The 19,186-nt window shown below is 66.0% G+C and carries 16 protein-coding genes; 5 read left to right on the forward strand and 11 right to left on the reverse strand.

All coding sequences use genetic code 11. From position 1 onward, the window contains the following. On the forward strand, positions 1 to 495 hold a 495-nt coding region (locus tag P3W85_RS20075; RefSeq protein WP_276266094.1), incomplete at its 5' end, for a DsbA family protein. Between the two features lie 464 nt (positions 496 to 959). Further along, a complete protein-coding gene (locus tag P3W85_RS20080; RefSeq protein WP_276266095.1) occupies positions 960 to 1,175 on the forward strand; it encodes a hypothetical protein in 216 nt (71 codons plus the stop codon). Here the strand turns inward: P3W85_RS20080 and P3W85_RS20085 are convergent. After that, positions 1,153 to 2,001, reverse strand: coding sequence for a TauD/TfdA dioxygenase family protein (locus tag P3W85_RS20085; protein ID WP_017225347.1), 849 nt, complete (start codon positions 1,999 to 2,001; stop codon positions 1,153 to 1,155). The genes P3W85_RS20080 and P3W85_RS20085 overlap by 23 nt on opposite strands. 11 nt (positions 2,002 to 2,012) lie before the next feature. Then, entirely contained in the window at positions 2,013 to 2,993 is a 981-nt protein-coding gene (locus P3W85_RS20090) for a quinone oxidoreductase family protein (RefSeq protein WP_017225348.1), read from the reverse strand. A 195-nt stretch (positions 2,994 to 3,188) separates the two neighbouring features. Between P3W85_RS20090 and P3W85_RS20095 the strand changes: the two genes are divergently transcribed. After that, entirely contained in the window at positions 3,189 to 4,193 is a 1,005-nt protein-coding gene (locus P3W85_RS20095; RefSeq protein WP_276266096.1) for an AraC family transcriptional regulator, read from the forward strand. Between the two features lie 102 nt (positions 4,194 to 4,295). Here P3W85_RS20095 and P3W85_RS20100 read toward each other — a convergent pair whose 3' ends face one another. The 3 genes from P3W85_RS20100 to P3W85_RS20110 form a co-directional block, all read right to left on the reverse strand. Beyond that, entirely contained in the window at positions 4,296 to 6,749 is a 2,454-nt protein-coding gene (locus P3W85_RS20100; RefSeq protein ID WP_276266097.1) for a DUF3772 domain-containing protein, read from the reverse strand. A 442-nt stretch (positions 6,750 to 7,191) separates the two neighbouring features. Continuing rightward, complete coding sequence (locus P3W85_RS20105; RefSeq protein WP_276266098.1) at positions 7,192 to 7,635, reverse strand: GNAT family N-acetyltransferase; 444 nt, start codon at positions 7,633 to 7,635, stop codon at positions 7,192 to 7,194. A gap of 341 nt (positions 7,636 to 7,976) precedes the next feature. Next, positions 7,977 to 8,417: a hypothetical protein gene (locus tag P3W85_RS20110; protein WP_430869582.1), complete on the reverse strand. Its 441-nt coding sequence runs from the start codon at positions 8,415 to 8,417 to the stop codon at positions 7,977 to 7,979. 554 nt (positions 8,418 to 8,971) lie between these two features. Here P3W85_RS20110 and P3W85_RS20115 point away from each other — a divergent pair. Next, positions 8,972 to 9,736: an SDR family oxidoreductase gene (locus P3W85_RS20115; RefSeq protein WP_017229542.1), complete on the forward strand. Its 765-nt coding sequence runs from the start codon at positions 8,972 to 8,974 to the stop codon at positions 9,734 to 9,736. Positions 9,737 to 9,759: 23 nt separating this feature from the next. Here P3W85_RS20115 and P3W85_RS20120 read toward each other — a convergent pair whose 3' ends face one another. The 4 genes from P3W85_RS20120 to P3W85_RS20135 all read right to left on the reverse strand — a co-directional run bounded on the left by P3W85_RS20120 (position 9,760) and on the right by P3W85_RS20135 (position 14,558). After that, positions 9,760 to 11,376: a histidine kinase N-terminal 7TM domain-containing protein gene (locus P3W85_RS20120; protein ID WP_276266100.1), complete on the reverse strand. Its 1,617-nt coding sequence runs from the start codon at positions 11,374 to 11,376 to the stop codon at positions 9,760 to 9,762. A 254-nt stretch (positions 11,377 to 11,630) separates the two neighbouring features. After that, positions 11,631 to 12,806 carry an acyl-CoA dehydrogenase family protein gene (locus tag P3W85_RS20125; protein ID WP_276266101.1) on the reverse strand — a complete coding sequence of 392 codons (1,176 nt, stop codon included), beginning with the start codon at positions 12,804 to 12,806 and terminating at the stop codon, positions 11,631 to 11,633. Positions 12,807 to 12,966: 160 nt separating this feature from the next. After that, the gene (locus tag P3W85_RS20130) at positions 12,967 to 14,304 is read right to left on the reverse strand and encodes a type II toxin-antitoxin system HipA family toxin (RefSeq protein ID WP_276266102.1); all 1,338 of its coding nucleotides are present in this window, start codon (positions 14,302 to 14,304) and stop codon (positions 12,967 to 12,969) included. Positions 14,305 to 14,306: 2 nt separating this feature from the next. Further along, entirely contained in the window at positions 14,307 to 14,558 is a 252-nt protein-coding gene (locus tag P3W85_RS20135) for a helix-turn-helix domain-containing protein (RefSeq protein ID WP_035815455.1), read from the reverse strand. A gap of 282 nt (positions 14,559 to 14,840) precedes the next feature. On the opposite strand from P3W85_RS20135, the gene P3W85_RS20140 reads away from it, so the two are divergent. Continuing rightward, positions 14,841 to 16,445, forward strand: a complete 1,605-nt coding sequence (locus P3W85_RS20140; protein WP_276266103.1) for an AMP-binding protein — start codon at positions 14,841 to 14,843, stop codon at positions 16,443 to 16,445. A gap of 21 nt (positions 16,446 to 16,466) precedes the next feature. Here P3W85_RS20140 and P3W85_RS20145 read toward each other — a convergent pair whose 3' ends face one another. Continuing rightward, on the reverse strand, positions 16,467 to 17,324 hold the full coding sequence (locus P3W85_RS20145; protein ID WP_276266104.1) for a helix-turn-helix transcriptional regulator: 858 nt from the start codon (positions 17,322 to 17,324) through the stop codon (positions 16,467 to 16,469). A 221-nt stretch (positions 17,325 to 17,545) separates the two neighbouring features. Continuing rightward, positions 17,546 to 19,159 (reverse strand): class I adenylate-forming enzyme family protein, encoded by a 1,614-nt coding sequence (locus P3W85_RS20150; RefSeq protein WP_276266105.1) that lies wholly within the window; start codon positions 19,157 to 19,159, stop codon positions 17,546 to 17,548. Positions 19,160 to 19,186 lie beyond the last annotated feature (27 nt).

Consider the following 19,186-nt stretch of genomic DNA (forward strand, 5'->3'; position numbering starts at 1 on the left):
CTGGCCCGCCTCGGCAGCCCCAAGGCCATGGCGGCGCGTCAGGCCCAGGTGCGGGAGGCGGCCCGCGAAGCCGGCCTCGAGCTGGCGCTGGAGCGCATCGAAGTCCTGCCCAACACGCTGCTGGCGCACCGGCTGATCCAGTACGCCGCGCAAGCGCATGGTGCGCCAGCGGCCGCGGCGCTCATTGACGGACTGTTCACGCGCTATTTCGTCGAGGCGCAGGACATCGGCGATCCCGCCGTGCTGCGCGACGCCATCCTGGCCTGCGGCATCGTCCCCCCCGGACCGTCGCATGCGCCCGTGCAAGGCAGCGAGCCGTGGCTGCCGTGGTTGAGCGTGCCGCCGCCGCCGCTGCGCGCCGGCCAAGGCGTGCCCCAGTTCGTCTTCGCCGGCAGGCACTGCATCACCGGCGCGCGCACGGCCCCGGTGCTGTTCGGCGCCATGCAGCAGGCACTGGCGACGACGCCTCGCGTCGCCGTTTCCACCGGCGCCTGAGCGGCCGTACCGGCACGGGGTCCCGCATTCCCCGTCGGCCGGATCTCCCCCGGGAAGCGCACCGGCACGCATACCGGTCCGCGCGCGGACCAGCGCCACAACACAGGCACAAACAAACCACCATGACGATGGCTGTCTCGCTCTCTCCCCCAACCCCTTGTATGTTTAATCTGTTCTGGAGGCTTCAGATCGATTAACCAAAGCCCTGGGCGCAAGCCCAAGTTCGTGGGAAAGCGAGGATCGGGGCTTCCATTTTTAATAGCGTTCAGGCTGTTTTATGGGAATGATTTAGGTTTTCAGTGCATAAAGGCGGAGTGATATCGGGCTCAAGAGCCTGAAAACACTCCGCCTTTAATCCCTGCAACCCTAAATAAGTTCATTAAAAAAAGAGACAGCAAAGACAACCGCATCGCTTAATTCTGAAACAGCCATTAAACCAAAGCGGTTGGATGGAAAGACGCCGAATGGATATCAAGGTTGAAGGAATCGACATTGGCAAGAACACGCTGGATCTGAACGATTTTCCTGACCGCGCAAGCCGCCAGTTCACCAATGTCGAGCCAGGAATCGCCACGCTGTTGGCGTACATGGCTGGGCATAACGCTCAAGGTCAGATCGATCGCCAGCGCCGGTTGCCGTGTCATGGCAATACACCGCTCAGAACGGCTTGCCGCCGATGATGCCCGCCCGTTCCATCTTGCGGTGGCATGGCGGATAGTCCATCACCGCGTAGTGCTGGGTCGCGCTGTTGTCCCAGATCGCCACGCTGTCGGGTTCCCAGCGCCAGCGCACCTGGTATTCCGGGATATAGGCCTGGCTGATCAGGTAGCGCAGCAGGTCGGCGGCGCCCGGATTGGCGTCCTGGCCGAAGCGCACCCGCGCGGGCGTGTGGTAGTTGGTGAAGTGGGTGGTGAAGCCGTTGACGTACAGGATCTTCTCGCCGGTCTGCGGGTGCGTGCGCACCACCGGATGCTCGGCGTCGGGATACTGCGCCTTCAGCGCCAGCCGCTTCTCGATTGGCATCGCCGCGCCGAAGCTGGCCTCGATGCCGTGGCGTGCGCGCAGGTCGGCGATCTGCGCCTTGACGTGCACGGGCAGGTTCTCGTAGGCCAGCACCATATTGGCCCACATGGTATCGCCGCCCACCGGCGGGCACTCAACACAGCGCAGCACCGCGCCGAACTGCGGCGCCTCGCGCCAGGTGGTGTCGGAGTGCCAGGCGTTCTCGTAGCGGTCGTTGGGCTGGTCTGGCGTCTTGTAGATGCGTACCAGGCCGGGGTGCTCCGGATCGCTGCCGGCGACCGGATGGTCCTCCAGCTCGCCGAAACGGCGCGCGAAGGCCACATGCCCGGCACGGCTGAGTTCCTGCTTGCGCAGGAACAGGACGCGGTGGCGTAGCAGCAGTGCGCGGATCTCGGCGAACAAGCCGTCGTCGCGGACCGCGTCGGCGAGCTGGACACCGCTCAGTTCGGCGCCGAGCGCACAAGTGAGTTGGCGGACTTGCATGGCGAGCCTCCTCAGATGACGAAGATCGAGGAACCCGTGGTCTTGCGCGCCTCCAGGTCCCTGTGCGCCTGCACGGCATCTTCCAGCGCGTAGTGCTGGTGGATCTCGATGCGGATGCGGCCCGCGCCGACGTGGTCGAACAGCTCGCCCGCCAGCGCTGCCTTCTCGGCCGGATCGGCGACGTAGTCGGCCAGCGCGGGGCGGGTCAGGAACAGCGAGCCCTTCATGGCGAGCAGCACGGGATCGAAGGGCGGGATCGGGCCCGAGGCGGTGCCGACGCAGACCATGGTGCCGCGCCGCTTGAGCGAGTCCAGCGAGGCCATGAACGTGTTCTTTCCCACGCTGTCAAACACTACCGACACGCCCACGCCGCCGGTCAGCTCGCGCACGCGCTTGGCCACGTCTTCGTGGCTGTAGTTGATCACATGGTCGCAGCCATGGGCGCGCGCCACCTCGGCCTTGGCCTCGGTCGACACCGTACCGATCACGGTCAGGCCGAGCAGCTTGGCCCACTGCGAGACGATGAGGCCGACGCCGCCGGCAGCGGCATGCAGCAGGATGGTGTCGCCCGCCTGGAAGGCGTGGATGCGGCGCAGCAGGTAGGCCGAGGTCAGGCCGCGCATGGTCATCGCGGCGGCCGTCTCGAAGCCGATGCTCTCGGGCAGGCGGATCAGCGGTGCCGCCGGCACCAGACGCTCGGTGCTGTAGGCGCCCAGCGTGTTGAGAAAGCCGGTATAGGTGACGCGGTCGGCGACCGCCACATTGGTCACCCCCGGTCCCACGGCCAGCACGATGCCGGACGCTTCCACGCCCATGCCGCCAGGCAGCGGCACCGGATAGATGCCGGTACGGAAATAGGTATCGGCGTAGTTCAGGCCGACCGCCACGTGGCGGATGCGCACCTCGCCCGGGCCGGGTTGGCCCACCTCCACTTCCTCGCAGCGCAGCACTTCCGGGCCGCCCGTTTCATACATCCGGATAACCTTGGCCATCTGTCGTCTCCTTTTTTCGTCGCGGCGCAGACGTGCGCCGTGCATGACCCACACTGTAGGAGGCCGCGCGGCGGCACGCTTTGCAATCCGCACCAGCGACTTTGCATTTCATGCCACTCGCGTCTATGATCTCGCTGCGAGCACGCCGCGACACACGACGGCGCGCCAATACAACGATCAGGAGACAAGACTGGCGTGGAGACGCAGATACGTGCCGCGGCACTGGCCCATTTCTTCGAGGTCGCGCAAAGCCTTGGCCTCAACCCGCAGCCGCTGCTGCGCCAGGCCAGCCTGAGCCGCGCCATGCTGCAGGACCCGGACCAGCGCGTGCCGGCCAGCGCCGTGGTGGCGCTGCTGGAGGCCGCGGCGCAGGCCAGCGGCTGCCCCACCTTCGGCCTGCGCATGGCCGAGTCCCGCCAGCTTTCCGACTTCGGCGCGATGAGCCTGCTGATCAGCCAGCAGCCCACGCTGCGCGCGGCGCTGGCCACCTTGATCCGCTACCGCCACCTGATCAACGATTCGATCGCCCTGCTGCTGGAGGACGTCGGCAAGGCGGTCGTGATCCGCCAGGAACTGGTGTCGGCGGCGGGCTCGCGCCAGGCCACCGAACTCGCCATCGGCGTGCTGGCGCGCATGGGCAGCGCGCTGCTGGGCGCGCGCTGGCAGCCGGTCAGCGTCAATTTCACGCACGCGGCGCCGGCGGACCTGCGCGTGCATCGCAGGCTGTTCGCCTGCCCGCTGGCGTTCAACAGCGAATTCAATGGCATCGTCTGCCTGGCCGCCGACCTGGACGCGCCCAACCCTGGTGCCGACCCGGCCATGGCCCGCTACGCGCAGCGCTTCGTCGATGCGCTGCCCCACCCCGGTGGCGGCGCGATCGGCCACGAGGTACGCAGCGCCATCTATCTTCTGCTGCCGATGGGCCGGGCCACCAGCGCCGCGGTGGCCCAGGGGCTGGGCTTGAGCCTGCGCACGATGCAGCGCCAGCTCGACGAAGCGGGCGAGACCTTCAGCGGCATCCTCAACGAGGTGCGGCGCGAGCTGGCCCAGCGCTACGTGGAGAACCCGCAGTACTCCCTGACACGCGTATCCGGGCTGCTCGGCTACGCTTCGCCGGCCGCCTTCTCGCGCTGGTTCTCCGCCCAGTTCGGCATGGCACCGGTGGCACGGCGGCAGGACAGTGGCCGTCGGGCCGGCTGAGCGGTGCCGCCCGCAGTCGAGTCGCTCCCTGCCGGTGCATGAATGGTTCCCGCCGCAATCAGGCAGGTGTACGCCATTTCCGGACCTTGAAGTCCGGCATGTTCAGCCAACCGCCGGTGTCAGCGGCGCCGTGCCCAGCGCGGGCATGCTCTCGACCCGCAGCGTTTGCGGTACCGACAGCGAGATCTCCGCCGCGCGCAGTCGCTTCAGGATTTCAAACAATAGCTCGCTCTTGGTCGTGGTGGCGATGCGCGGGCTGCCCACATAGCCTGTCACGCTCAGCGTGATGCCGTTCGGCGCGAGCTGGCTGAAGGTGACCGACGGCGCGGGTATGTCAAGAATCGCCTCGTTCTCGCGATAGGCATCGAGCAGCAGGTCACGTACCTGCTCGGGATCGGTGTTCAGCGGGAAGGTCAGCAGCAGTGTCGCTACGCCCTGGGTGCTGTTGCTCATCGTCACGTTGCGCAGGTTTTGCGAGATGAGCTGCGAGTTCGGCACGATCACGGTGGAGCGGTCGCCCAGCTGGATCTCCGTCGCGCGCACATTGATGCGGCGGATATCGCCTTCCACGCCGCCGATGCTGACCATGTCGCCGACCTTGACCGGCCGCTCGGTCAGGAGGATCAGCCCTGACACGAAGTTCTTCACGATCTCCTGCAGGCCGAAGCCGATGCCCACCGATAGCGCGCTGACGATCCATGCCAGGTTTTCCCATCTGACGCCCAGCAGCGACAGGGTCAGCAGAACCAGCAGCACATAGCCGACATTGCTGAACAGCGTGATCAGCGAGACGCGCAGGCCGGGCTCCATGCAGACCTTGGGCAGCAGTTCGGCGTCGAGCCAGCGCCGCACCGAGCGCAGCAGCCAGATGCCGACCGTCAGCGCGATCACCGCATTCATGATGCGTTCGGGCATGATGTTGAGGCTGCGCAGCTTGTCGCCGCCAAGCACCCTCAACAAGCTGTTCAGCAGGTCAACCGGCGTGGTGCCGAAGCCGCCGGTCAGCAGGGCAATCACGGCCACCAGGAGTAGCAGGCTCGCGCCCATCCCCGACAGCACCGTGGCGGCCTGCTCCAGGTGGCTGTCGCCAACGCCGAACAGCTGTTTGATCACGCGGCCACTGGCGTGATGTGCCGAGAACAGGCTTTCGCATACGTCGCGGGTCAGCTGCGTCAGCAGGTACAGGCTGCATAGCACGATGTCGAACCAGACCAGCTCGTAGGTCAGGAAGCGCGCAAAGCTGATGTAGCCAACCAGCAAGGCACCGAGCGATGCGATGATCGTGATCGTCACGCCGGCGTGGATCATGCCGGCCAGCGTGGCACGTGCTTCGGGCCGCTCGCCGGCTGCCGCCAGCACGGTGCGCACGCGGTTGGCGCGCAGCAGCGCCGCACCGATGGTCAGGACCACCACCAGCGAGACCAGGCCCCGGCCCAGCAGCGTGACCTGCACGCTGGTGTCGGCAATCCGGTTCAGTTGTTCCAGCGTGCCGGCCAATAGCAGCAGGCCGGCCAGCACGGTCGGGAATGGCTTCATCGCCAGCGCCACCGGATCTGCCAACGCGGGCAGGCGCCATGACGGGTGGCGGGTGCACAGCAGCGCCCGGCCCAGGCCCGCGATCAGCGCGCTGGTCAACATCAGCTTTGCCAGTTCGCCGAGCAGATCCTGCAGTTCGGGTGGCAGATCGTAGCGGCGGGTGAACGCGGTGTAGGCAATCTGGACCGCCAAGGCCGTTGTCGCCACCGTGCTCAGCGCCGTCGCCAGCGCCAAGGCGCTGCGCCGCAGCCTGGTCTCCGGCAGCCGCGTCAGGCAGACCCACGCCAAGGCTCGCTCGATCAGCCGCCGGCCAAGTGACCAGACAGCGAGTGCGAGCACGAGGAGCAAAGCGGTGGTGCCCCGCTGCCCGGGCTGCCACGCCAATTGCAGCATCGGCACGACCTGGTCCTTGAATGCGCCCAGCCGCTCCTGGTCCTCCGCTGGCGGCTTGAACAACGGCGCCCAGAACTGCGGGCTCAGGATGCTTTCCGAGCGCAAGGCAAGCTGGTTCTTCATCCGGCTGCGCTGCAGCCTGGCGAGCTGGACCTTCAGGTTGGCGATATTCTCCTTGCCCTCCGCCGTCTGCTTCAGCTCGCCGTCCAGTTGCGCCCTGCGTGCATTGAGGTCAGCCCGTTGCTGGGCTACGGCGGGCGCCTCCGGCGTCGTGCCGGCTGCAGGCGGCGGACCGAGCACATCAAGCTGCGCCTGCAATTGCGCGCGCTGGGGCGTCAACGCCGCAGCCAGCTTGTCGACGTCGGTCGCCAGTTGCTGGATGGTGTCGTCGAGCCCGTCTAGCTTTGTGCTGCTGGTGGCACCCGATGCCAGTTGCTTGATGCGATCCTGCTCGGTCTGCAATCGCTTCAGCTCAGCGACCGCCTCGGCGTGCGTCAAGGCTGCCGGCTGCAGCGCGGCTGCATCGGACGCCGCGTCGGCGGCAATGGCAGCCGGCAATGCCGCCGGCGTCAGGAAGGACAAGGCAACCAGCACAAGGCTCAGCGCGAGCCTGGAAAGTCTGCTCATAGCGGAAACACGTGATGGATGGTCCGGCTGGGCCGGCGTTCAAGCAGTGGCTTGCCGTCTGCCACTGCGCCGCCGGGCGGCGGAGCGCGGGAAACGACAAGCGAGGTGCTGGACGGCCGGGTGCCGGAGAAGAACACAAGGAAGGGATTGCCGCGTGATTAGCGATCCACTTCCGCGAGGGTTGGTCAGCGGCGCGGGCGGTGTTACCGCCGTCAAGGCCTGCACCGGGCCTGGTTGGCGCGGGGCTTGCTGACAGGGTTCAGGCGATCGGTTGGCTAGCTAGCGACTCGACCGCGGAAGCCTGGATTATACCCAAGCGTTCAGGTCACACGGCGCAGTACCGGCAGCACCCAGCCGCAATCGCCTTCATCGCAAAGGCAACTTCGAGGGCGCCTGCCGACGAGAAGATGCGAGCGCGAATACGCGCGAAACGGCATCGGCGCTAGCGCAGCTCGCAGCGCATGCAGAGTGCGGACGTGCGCACGGCATGCTGAAACTCCGACGAGGCCCTGACTTCAGCCGGCGCCTTGTCCGCGGGGATCAGCGAAAAGCCCCAGCGAGCGAAGTAGGCCGGTGCCGAAGCCGACAAGAGAAAGCCATGGCGGGCTTGCGTACCGCGCGCCCGCATCAACAGGACTTCGACCAGACGGCTGGCGATGCCTCTATCGCGATATGCGGGCTCAACCGCTACCGAGCGGACCAGGACGGATTGCCCGTGATGCTCGGTCGCTGCGCAGCCAACGATACGGCCATCGCAAAGGGCGACATGGAAGTTCTCGATTGCTTCGGCAGTACCAGCGCTGGACAGACCGCAGAGCTCAAGCAATGCGGCGACCTGCCGCCAATCCGGGTGCGAGGCCAAACGTAGAAGAACATCGGTCAGCATGAAGGTGTGTCTCCAAGGCCGGCTGGCGCTTGCAGCGCGAGCGGCACATCTTGATAGTACCGAGGGCATATGCTTGCCCTCTTCTGTCATCTGCATCGAGGCGATCGCGTCATCGTGTGACATCCTTTGCACAAGCGGTCCCGCCGGGAATGCAAATCGTCCGATGTCAGGAGGATACCGCCGACTCCTGCTATCGAAATGGAAAGCCCTTGAGCATGCAAGGGCTTGTTGTGGGCTAGGGAATTCCATAGTGGCGGCGTTGAGTCCGCTATGTCATGGGCGAGACAGGTGCTGGCCATCGCGCCTGTCCCACCTCATCGGAGTCTTGCGAAAGCAACGGGCTACCAGTTCAGCTGCACACTCCGTTCACCCGCACGCAACGTGGTGTGTTTGTCTACACCGTTATAGGTTGCCACGACCTGATAAGTCGCCCTTGGCGCCTTGATGAGGCAGCGTGGCCCATTCGAGCGGAAGGAAGCGACATTCACGCCGTTGCGTGAAAGCGTGACCGCGACGTCGGATAGATACTCGCCACGCGCACCTTCGGTGAAGAGCAGGCCCATATCGAAGTCCTTCGCTTCCGACTGGAGTGCCTGTTGCTCGTCCTCGCCAACACCGCCGCAAACGTAGCTGATGGGGCCTATGGTCTGGCGCGCAAGATCGGCCGCATATGCGCCAGGGGCCGCGAGTACCGTAAGCGCGCCGGCCACAAGGGCACATAGGCTGGCGCTACAGGGCTTCCGGCTGCGCAGAGGCTGCCATATATGACGGATTGTTCGCATGAAAGATCTCCAGATCTGCCGATATAGATTGGATGTTTTCATGCTTAAATTGTTCTGAATTCATTGCTATATGAATCGTGAAAATATATTGAATTTTGTTTCCAATTTATAATTTATTTGAGATTTATTGTTGGAGGACAATTCATTGTTTCTATCATGTGATGATTATAGTGTGCCGCCATCACCGCATCCGCGGCGATCAGGTGATGCGGTCGGCAGCCATCCATGAATGAAGGGAATCCAATCCGGCCAGCATCAACCCTGATCTCAACTAGCGCACGGAAACAGATTGCAACAAATCTCCGAATGTTGCGACCGACAGCTACATGATCGACAACCCTGATTCGGGGCCCGCGCCAGCTGGATCGTGGCAAGATCCTTCTCAGTGGCAGGCTGACGGTTTCTGGCGTTACGGACCCCGCCGCCCTTGCTTTTGAGCGGGTATCGAGCGGGTTTTGAGCACGAGATTTTGACCACAAGAAACGGATGGCAACCATGACGCGGGTGCCTTTAGACTGGCAATCCTAAGTCAATCCAACAGGAGATTCTCAATAATGGGCCAGTTGTCAGGGAAAGTCGCCATCGTCACGGGAGCAAGCTCGGGGATCGGATACGCAGCAGCAAAGCTGTTTGCAAAGGAAGGAGCGAAAATCGTCGCGACGGCACGCCGTCAGGGTGAGTTGGACTCGCTCGTTGCGCAGATCGGACAGGATGGAGGCGAGGCGGTCGCCATTGCCGGGGATGTCAGGGACGAGCAGCTTGCTCTCGCCTTGGTGGAGACCGCGGTCGGTCGCTTTGGCGGCCTCGACATTGCCTTCAATAATGCAGGCTCGACAGGAGAGGCAGCACCGGTTCCCGAGATTCCAGTGGATGCCTGGCGCGAGATTCTCGACATCAACCTGACGAGCGCGTTCCTCGGCGCAAAACATCAGATTCCGGCGATGGTGGCGCGAGGCGGTGGCTCGATCATCTTTACCTCCACCTTTGTCGGGCACACCGCAGGTTTCCCCGGAATGGGGGCCTACGCGGCCAGCAAGGCCGGATTGATCGGCCTTATGCAAGTGATCGCCGCCGAGTTCGGCCCGAAAGGGATCCGGGCCAATGCCCTCCTGCCCGGAGGCACGGATACGCCCATGGGCCGCGCTGCCACCAGTACGCCCGAAGCGCGTGCCTTCGTCGAGGGGCTGCACGCGCTGAAGCGTCTTGCGCTACCGGAGGAGATTGCCCGCTCAGCCCTCTACCTTGCCTCCGATGCGTCGAGTTTCACGACGGGATCGGCGCTGATGGCGGATGGCGGCGTGTCCATCAACCGGGCCTGACAGTCGTCCCTTGCCCTCGGGGCCTAGGCCGGCAGCGACGCAGTTTCGCCCATCACAAAACGGTCCCGGCCGGCGCGCTTGGCTTCGTACATGGCTGCGTCGGCCCGTTCGAGCAATGCCTCCAGCAGCGGCGACGCCGGGATTTCGCATACCGCGCCAACGCTGATGGTGACGCACGGGTGCCCGGGCCAGCCGCCGTGGGGAAGCGCCATGGCGCGTACTGCCTTGAGCAGGCGCAGGCCGACTTCGCGTGTCTCGCCCGGCGTGACCGCCGGCAGCACCATCGCGAATTCTTCGCCGCCGACGCGGGCGCAAAAGTCGTCCGGGCCGTTGCGCATGGCTTGCGCAATCGCCTCCGCCACCCGGCGCAGGCAGGCGTCGCCATGCACATGGCCGTGGTGATCGTTGTACTGCTTGAAATAGTCGACGTCGATGATCAGCAGGCCGACCGCGATGCCTCGCGCGAACGCGCTGGCTAGCGCGGAGGTTGCCTCGCGCTGGAAGAACCGCCGGTTGAACGCGCCGGTCAGCGCGTCGCGGTAAAGATCCGCCTCGATGCGCGACAGCTTTTCCTCCGTTTCGCCCAGGCGCAGCGCAAGGCTGGAATTCTCGACGGTCAAGGCCTGTTCGCGGGAACGGAAACGGGTGACGTCCCGCAGGAATACAATGATCCCGACCGGCCGATTGTTCAGGTTGCATACCGATTCCACGGTGAGCTCGTAGTCGGCCTGCTCCTCCGAGATCAGGTGCGACGCATTACCGCCACGCGTGCCGGACCGGCTGGCAGCGACCGCGTCCCGCCATGCCGCCGGCAATGGGTCGCCACGTTTCGCCGTTGTCAGCAGGCGCAGGGCAGCCGGGTTGAAATCGACGATGACGTCGTCGGCATTGGCGATCACGCAACCCTCGTGCAGGGCATCGAACACTCTTAGCCGGGCGTAATGCCCTACATCGTCCAGGTGTCCGCGCAGCGCGCAGATCCACACCAGTACCGCGGTCACGGAGAAGGTGGCCGGAGTCAGGTCTCCGCCCAGCGGCCCCGTCCATCCGCGCAGGTACGCGACATTGGCGAGCAGCGGCAATGCCAGCCCGCCCGCCAGCACCGCCCTTCCCCCTCGGGTCAGGCTGCTGTTGGGCACCCTGGCGCTCAGCAGGAAGTAAAGGCTGGCCGCCAGGAGCAGATAGGTATAGACCGCGGCCGCGGCGTAGGCCGGGCCATGGGCAAAGACGGCTCCGGGCGCCGCGCCGCCCGGCACCAGCGTGATCGAGGTCCAGATCAGGTGGTGCCGTTCGTTGGTGAAAACCAGGCCCATCGTCACCAGGTTGATGACGATGGGCAGCGACAGCAGCGACCAAGGGATGACGAATCCTGGCCGGCTGAGCTGGATCATGGCGCAGAGCCAGCCGATCGGCACGGCGACAATGCCGATATATTGCAGCTTGGCCCACAGAATGCGGGTTTCCAGGTCGGCAGAGTTCAGCTCGAGCAGGCGGCCGCCGCTCCATAAGGCACTCCCGAGGGCCAGTGCCAGGAAGGCCTTGACGATGGGATCGTCCCGCCGTGTCCAGGCAGCCACGGCAACCGTAAGGCTGCCAGCAACCGCGAAGGCGAGGCAGAGGACAAGGGGATACGAAGGCATTCGGCCGGTTCCAGGAAACTTGGGCCTGCCGGTAGCGCCGCAGGCTGATTCGCCGGAGGATTATAAAGGCGGCCAGCGAGGGCAAGGTGCCACGCTGTACCGATGTCCCTTCGCCCTGCCTTAGGCAACCCTGCTGCAGGCTGCCGGTCGAGTCGCTGGCGCAGCCATGTGAACGTCTTTCCCTCTTGTCCGATCTTCCGTCAAGGACGCCGCACGTATCCGGCATGCAGACCAGGCGGCCGCGTGGCCGCGGATCAGAATCCCAGTTGCCGGGCCGCCAGATCCTTCATGATTTCCTCCGATCCGCCGCCGATCATCATGACTTTCACCTCCCGGTAGACGCGCTCGCTGAGCGTGCCGCGCATGAATCCCATGCCGCCCAGGATCTGTACGGCCTGGTCGGCGCAGAACTGCATCGCCTGGGTGGCCTGGATCTTGGCCATGCAGGTGCGCGCCACCAGTTGCGCAGGATCGCCGGCCTGATGCTGGACCCGATAAGCAAGGTCGTAGACCAGGTTGCGCGCGGCTTCGACGCGTAGCGCCATATCGACCAGCTTGTGGCGGATCACCTGCCGCTCCACCAGCGGCCGGCCGAAGGTGCTGCGCTGCCGTGCCCAATCGAGCGCCTCTTGCAGGCAGGCTTCGGCATAGCCATAGGCGCTTGCGCTCATGCCCAGCCGCTCGGCATTGAAATTGCGCATGATGACCTGGAAGCCGCGGTTTTCCTCGCCGATCAGGTTGGCCGCCGGGATCCGGCAGTTGTCGAAGTGCAGATGCGCGGTATCGGAGGCAAGCCAGCCCATTTTCTTGAGCCCGGTACGGGTCAGGCCGGGCGGATTGCCCTCGATCAGCAGCAGGGAGATGCCGCCCGCGCCCTTGTTGGCGGGGTCGGTCCGCACCGCCGTGGTGATGAAATCGGCGCGCATGCCCGAGGTGATGAACGTCTTCTCGCCGTTGACGATGTAGTGGTCGCCGTCGCGCACGGCGGTGGTCCTGAGGCTGGCAACGTCGGAGCCGCCGCCGGGTTCCGTAATGGCCAGTGCGGCGATCTTGTCGCCGGCGATGACCGCCGGCAGCACGCGTTCCTGCAGTGCTTCGCTGCCCGCGGCAACGATCGGCGGCACACCGATGGAGTGGGAGTGCAGTGAGGCATTGACGCCGCCCGAGCCGCTGCGGGCGAACTCTTCCGCCTGGATCAGGTGGTAGAAGATATCGCCGGGCGTGCCGCCGAAGCGCTCCGGATAGCCCAGGCCCAGCAAGCCAATTTCGGCTGCGCGGCGGTACAGCGAGCGGGGAAAGGTCCCGGCCTCGTCCCATTCGTTCGCGTACGGCGAGATCTCGCGCGCGACGAAATCGCGCAGCGTGCTGCGAAACTGTTCGTGCTCGGATGTGAAATAGTGGGCGAGCGGCGGCAGAGTGGAGAGGCTCATCGTGGGGTCCTGTCGGTGGGCAGGCAGCCGGCGCGTGTCGGCGTGGCGGCCTTTGGGTCGGGTTTGCCTCGACCATAGGCCGCGCCGTGCCCTTCGTCTTGCGCTTAGTGGTCGGCGCCCCGCCGATGGCCCCGATGTGCCCCGATGCGGCCCGATGTGCCTACCCGGGCGGCATGCTTTCAAGCTGGCGGGCGGAAGCCTCCAGCCCCTGCAGGATGGCGTCGGCCACCTTCTGCGGGAAGCCTTGCGGCAAGGCGGCATTTGCCTTCTCTAGCACGGCCGGTGTCCGCGCGATCAGCCGCTGGATGATGCTTTCGGCATCCGGGCCGTGAAAACACTTGGGCGCCATGGCGTTGAAATGCCGGCGCTGCACGTCCTTGAACAGGTAGTGGCGGTTCTTGCCGGCCACCGCCATGGCCAGCTTGGCCTTGTGCCACGACCACTGGTTGGCGCCGTTGCCGACCACCGGCCAGATCGACATCACGTCGTAGAGGGGTGTCATCCTGTAGCGGCCGCCAGGCAGCAGGCGGATGCTGAAATTCTTGGCGTGCCCATCGGGTGCCGCCAGCATCCAGAACAGGAACTGCGTGGCGAGGAACGTCTCCAGGTCCTCGTCGGCGTTGACCGACTGCCGCAGGATACGGGCGATTTCGCGCATGCCCGGGCCGCCGTCCGCTTCGTACTTCAGGTGTGGCGGCACGCCGAGCGCCTGGCAGAAGTCTTCCTGCGGCAGGCGCAGGATCCAGTTTCCGGACGAATGCATCTGCCGGTCGAAGCGTTGCACGCTCAGCACCTTCTGGCTTCCGAAGACCTTGATCTCGCTGTGCGCGACAGGCAGCCCGTAGGCGGCAAGGATGGTCAGGCAGAGCCACTCGTTCTCGACCGAGGTACTGAGGTCGGCCCGCTTGTTGCCGACCAGTCCGAGCGGGAGCTTGAGGATGTGGGTGGTGGGCGTGGCGCCGTGGGGCTTCATCCACTGGTTGCCATGCCATAACAGGGCCGTCTTCTCCTGCGCGCCGGCCAGGGATATGCGGAAGTCGTCGTCATCCTGCGCGCCCAGGCCGGCCGGGCTGACCGTCTGGCGCAGCAGTGTTTCGATATCGGCATCGGACTGGGGCGTGCCGTCGATGCGGTCAAACCCCGCCGGCTGTTCGTTTTCTCCGAGCAGTTGCACAGCGCCCACGCAATCGCGGCCGATGGCCTCGAGCAGGTCGAACGCTTCCGTGGTCGCCGTCTTGAAACGGGTGGCGAGGCGCTTGCGGATGGTGTCGCTGTCGGGCAGCAGGTTGTCGAAATAGTTGCGGACCCTGTCGCCCTTCAGCGGCGAAGCGTCGACGCCGAAGGGAAGCGACAGCGACAAGGGGCGGCCGGCCGGCGACGCCATCCAGGCCGGGTCGTATTGCATCTCCATGTCGCCCCGCGCCGGGATGCGCCAGGTCCCTACCCGCTCGCCATTGGCCCATACCGAAAGCGCCCGCGCATGCGATCTGCGGCCCATGGCTACCACTCCACGGCCGGGGAGCCTGCGCTCGCCCCGCCCTTGTCCTGGACCACGAGTTCCAGGCCAAGGATGCTGATCAACGCCAGCAACTGGTCGGCGCTGATGCTGCCCGGGTTCAGTTCCATATGCGAGATCCGGCTCTGGCTGACGGCCAGGCGCGCGGCCAGGTCCGTCTGGGACAGCCTGGCTGCGTGCCGTGCCGACTGCAGCACCTGGCCTAGCTGTGAGGCGGTGGATAGCACTTGTTTCATGTGGCCTTACCCATGGTATGCGTATCCCTACTTTACAAATAATATGGGTAATTTGCAAATACCAATGACATGGGTAATCCGCGAATACCCATATAGTTGGTAGAAAGCGATCGCGAGCAACGCGACCGGTATCTGCCGGTATCCGCTTCCTGGCGCCGCTGCCAGCCACTTTCCGCAAGCCTTCCCGCGCGCTCCTTGGCTACGCTTGCCGCTCAAACCTGCCCGGGCATGGCATCGTGCCGCGCGCCAGGTTCACGCATCCGTCAACGCCAGGAGAATCGCATGACCACCAACCCGCCGCCCGCCACCATCGGTGCCGCCCTGCGCCAGGCCAGCCGGCAATGGGGCCAGCGCGCCGCATACCTGTGCGGGCAGCAGGCGCACAGGTATGCCGAGGTCGAGGCTGCCTCCGCGCAACTGGCCTGCGGCCTGCTCGGCCTGGGGCTCAAGCGTGGCGACCGCATTGGCGTGATCGGCCTGAACCAGATCGAGTGGCTGCAGTTGTTCTACGCGGCGACCCGTATCGGGGTCGCGGTGGTGGGCCTGAGTGTGCGCTACCGGGACAACGAGATCGAGCATATGCTCAATGACAGTGCCGCCAAAGCCGTCTTCACGGTGCCGGAATCCGACGGCTTCGACTTCCTCGCCATGCTGGAGCGGCTGGCGCCGCGCACGCCGGGCCTGCGGCATGTCGTGCGGATCGACGCGCCGCTGCCGCCGGACATGTCGTCGCCCGCCACTGGCCTGCCGCGGTTTTCCGCGCTGGCGGCCACTGCTCGGGAAACCAAGGCGCTGGATGCCGCCGAAGCCATGGTCGGGCCGGATGACCTCGCCATGGTGATCTACACCTCGGGCACGACCGGACGGCCCAAGGGCGCCGGCCTGACTCACCGCAGCATGCTGGCTTCCGCCTTGGCCCAGTCGCGCCATGTGCGCACCACCGGCGCCGATCATATCCAGCTCGCCCTGCCCTTCAACCACGTGGGCGGGATCACCTGCGGGGTGCTTAACTTCCTGCTGGGCGGCGGTACCTGCGAACTGGTGCCGGCCTTCAAGGCAGACCTGGTGCTCGCCATGATGCGCCGGCACCCGCCTACCATCTTTTCGGGCGTGCCGACCATGGCCACGCTCTTGCTGATGCACCCGGATTCCGCCCGGGTGGATTTTTCCTCGGTCCGGCTGGTGATCGTGGGCGGCGCCACGGGGGACGCCGCCCTGCTTGAGCAACTGCAGGCGCGTATGCCGCAGGCCACGGTGATGAACCTGTACGGCCTGTCCGAATCGTCGGGGGCCATTGTGATGACGCCCTGGGGGGCCGAACGGCAGGACCTGATGCAATCGATCGGCCGCGTGCTGGATGGCGCCGCCGTGCGCGTGGTCACGCCTGCCGGCGAGAGCGCCGCAGCAGGCGAGATCGGCGAGCTCTGGTTCCGCGGCGCCGGCGTTTGCCCGGGCTATGTCGGGGGCGCGGCTGGCGCTGACGGTTTCGACGCGCAGGGCTGGCTGCATTCCGGCGATCTCGGCTACGTCGACGAGCGCGGCTATATCCACCTGAAAGGCCGCAAGAAGGATATGTATATCCAGGGCGGCTTCAACGTCTATCCGGCGGAGATCGAAGGGGTGATCGCCCGCCATCCCGCCGTCATGATGGTCGCGGGCATTGGCGTGCCCGACCCCGTGATGGGCGAGATCGGGCGCTACTACATCGTACCCAAGCCGGGCAGCCAGGTGACGGAGCCGGAGATCCGCGCCTATTGCGCCGCTCGCCTGGCCGACTACAAGGTGCCGCGCCAGGTGGTGCTGCGAGACGCGCTGCCGCTGACGCCGGCAGGCAAGATCCACAAGGCGGCCTTGCGGGCGGAGAGCGAAGCCAGCCCGTCCCGCTAGCCAGTTGCCCCGGTGGGCTGGCTAGCCAGGCATGCCGCCGCCCACCGCCATCCGCTCGCCGATCAGGGCGAGCTTGCGCGAGCCGGCGAAGATATCGCTGGGCTTGAGCCCGTAGACCTGGCGGATGGAGTGGCTGAAATGCGTGGAGTCGGGGTATCCGGTGTCCAGCGCCACGTGGGCCAGGTTGGAGTCCTGGGTCACGTAGTGCAACAGGCTGCGCGCCCGCTTCCAGGTGCGGAAGCTGCGGAACGGCGTGCCGACTTCCTCCTTGAACAGGTGCAGGAAGCGCGAAAACGAGAGATGGGCCGAGGCGGCGCAGGATTCCGCCGTGGCGGTGGCCGAAGGCGCATCGCGGATGCGCTGCACCACCGCTTCGATGCGGGGATCCAACTGGCGCCGCGCCAGGGCCTGGCCGAAGAAGATGTCGTCGAAGCTGTCCGCCCGCAGGTCCAGGTCCCGGCCGCGCTCGCTCAGGTAGGCATGCGCGTGGCGCACGTGGCGTACGAAGCCGGCATCGTCCACCGGTCCGGCCCGGCCGCGGATCACCGCGGGCAGGCGCGCCAGGTCGACGCTTTCCGCCTCCAGCGCCAGGTCGCAGATCATCCGGTCGTCGCAGGCGACCGAGTGCGGCATATAGGCCGGCACCACCGCCAGGTCGGTGGATTCCCAGGGGCCAGCGTCGAAGCGGATGCGGATAGGTGCACGCAAGGCCACATAGATCAGTAACCCGCCCATATTGCGTATCGAGGGCGAGCCCAGCAGGCCGGCATAGAACAGCCGCTCGGGCGTGATCCACATCACCCGGCCGGCGCCGTCCCTGGCGCCGGGCGCCATGGTCGTAGCCGGCGGGCACGCAATGCCTGGTGCTTGCATCCGCATGTCCTTGGTCTCCTGCCAGGCGCTGTCCGTGCACCGTGCGGTGCGCCGTCAGGCCAGCTAGTTGTAGGGTCGCGCTGCCGGGTCCTGAGCCGCACCACCGTGGTGCCCTGGCGGTCCCACAGGCAACGCCAGGGCCAGCGTAGCCCCAGGGCGCCGGCCGCGTCTTGCGTCAGGTGGCTATGCCCGGCGATCGCCAGGCATGGCATGGATCACTTTATGGCTCAGGCCGGCGATTCCGGCGCTTCATCGTAGTGCGCCCGATATCGCTGCCGCAACTCGAATTTCTGGATTTTCCCGGTCGAAGTGGCTGGCAAGGCCGCCAGCAGCACCACATCCTTGGGCACCTCGAAGCCGCCGAGATGGGCCTTGCAGTGCGCGCCCAGTTCCCCCTGCCCCACTGCCGCACCCGGTTTGAGGGTAACGAAGGCCGTCACGGCCTCGCCCCAGCGCGCATGCGGCAGCCCCACCACGGCCGCATTGGCCACGGCGGCGTGGCGCAGCAGCACTTCCTCGACCTTGATCGACGGCACATTCTCGCCGCCGCTCTTGATCATGTCCTTGATGCGGTCGAGGAACAGCAGCTGGCCATCCTCGTCCAGCATGCCGAGATCGCCGGAGTGATGCCAGCCAAAGCGCTGCACGCGGGCGGTGGCCTCCGGATCCTTGTAGTAGCCCAGCATCACATTGGGGCCGCGAAACACGATTTCGCCCGGCTCGCCGGGACCGAGCAGCCTGCCGTCGTCGGCCATCACCGCCACTTCGTTGACCACGGTGCCCACGCCCCAGTAAGCGCCAAAGCGCTTGCGCTGCTCTTCCACCTCGAAGATGGTGGCCGCTGGGTACATCTCGGTCTGGCCCGAGCACAGGATGAAATTGGGACAGAAGGCATCGAGCAGGCGCAGCAGCAGGTTCTTGGGCAGCGGCGCCATGCCGTAGATGCACAGCCGCAAGCCGGACAGATCGGTGCCGGCGAAGCGGGGGTGTTCCAGCATGGCCCGGTACATCATCGGCAGCGCCACGACGATGGTGACCCGGTGCCGGGCCAGGTCGGCCAGCACCCTGGCAGGGTCGAAGCCGCGCCCCACCACCACGGTATGGCCGCCCAGCAGCGCGCTCATGGTATTGCCGTGCTGGGCGCAGTGGAACATCGGCAGGAGGCAGGTAAAGACTTCCCGTGCCGTGCCGCAGCCGGTGTCGACCAGGTTGGCGGCCAGCACCGAGTGCACCGAGGCGTGCGAGTGCATGACGCCTTTCTGCGGCCCGGTGGTGCCGCTGGTGTACATGATCTGCGCCAGCTGGCTGCTGGCGATGTCCACGTCGGGCAGCGTAGCCGGCTGGCCGGCCAGCGCGCCGGCATATCGGGTCGCGGCGATCCCCGCCATATTGCCCGCCGCCTCGCCCGCCGGCTCCAGCAGCACGACGGGCAGGCGCAGCGCCGCCACCAGTTCGCCGACGCCGGGCCGCGCCAGCACGGACGCGTCCGCCACCAGCCGCGTCACCTCGGCATGTTCCAGGATGTACTGGATCGCATCCGGCGCTAGGGCCGTATTGATCGGCACCCACACCATGCCCGCCTTCTGGATGCCCAGCAGCGCCACGATCATGCCGATCGAGTTGTTGCACAGCATGCCGACGCGCTCGGCGCTGCGCATGCCCTGGCCGAGCAGGTAATGGGCGAACTGGTTGGTGGCGGCGTCCAGCGCCGCGTAGCTAAGGCTGTGCTCGCCCTCGATCAGCGCTGTCCGGGCGCCGAAGCGCCGGGCGGAGCGGTGCACCACGTCGCCCAGGGCGATGCGGCCGATACGCTCGCGCGCCTGTTCCGTTGCCGTACTCATGTCTCTCTCCGATGTTCCGTTGCACGT

The sequence above is a fragment of the Cupriavidus basilensis genome, from assembly GCF_029335485.1.
In the GTDB taxonomy this organism is placed as follows: Bacteria; Pseudomonadota; Gammaproteobacteria; order Burkholderiales; family Burkholderiaceae; genus Cupriavidus; species Cupriavidus basilensis_E.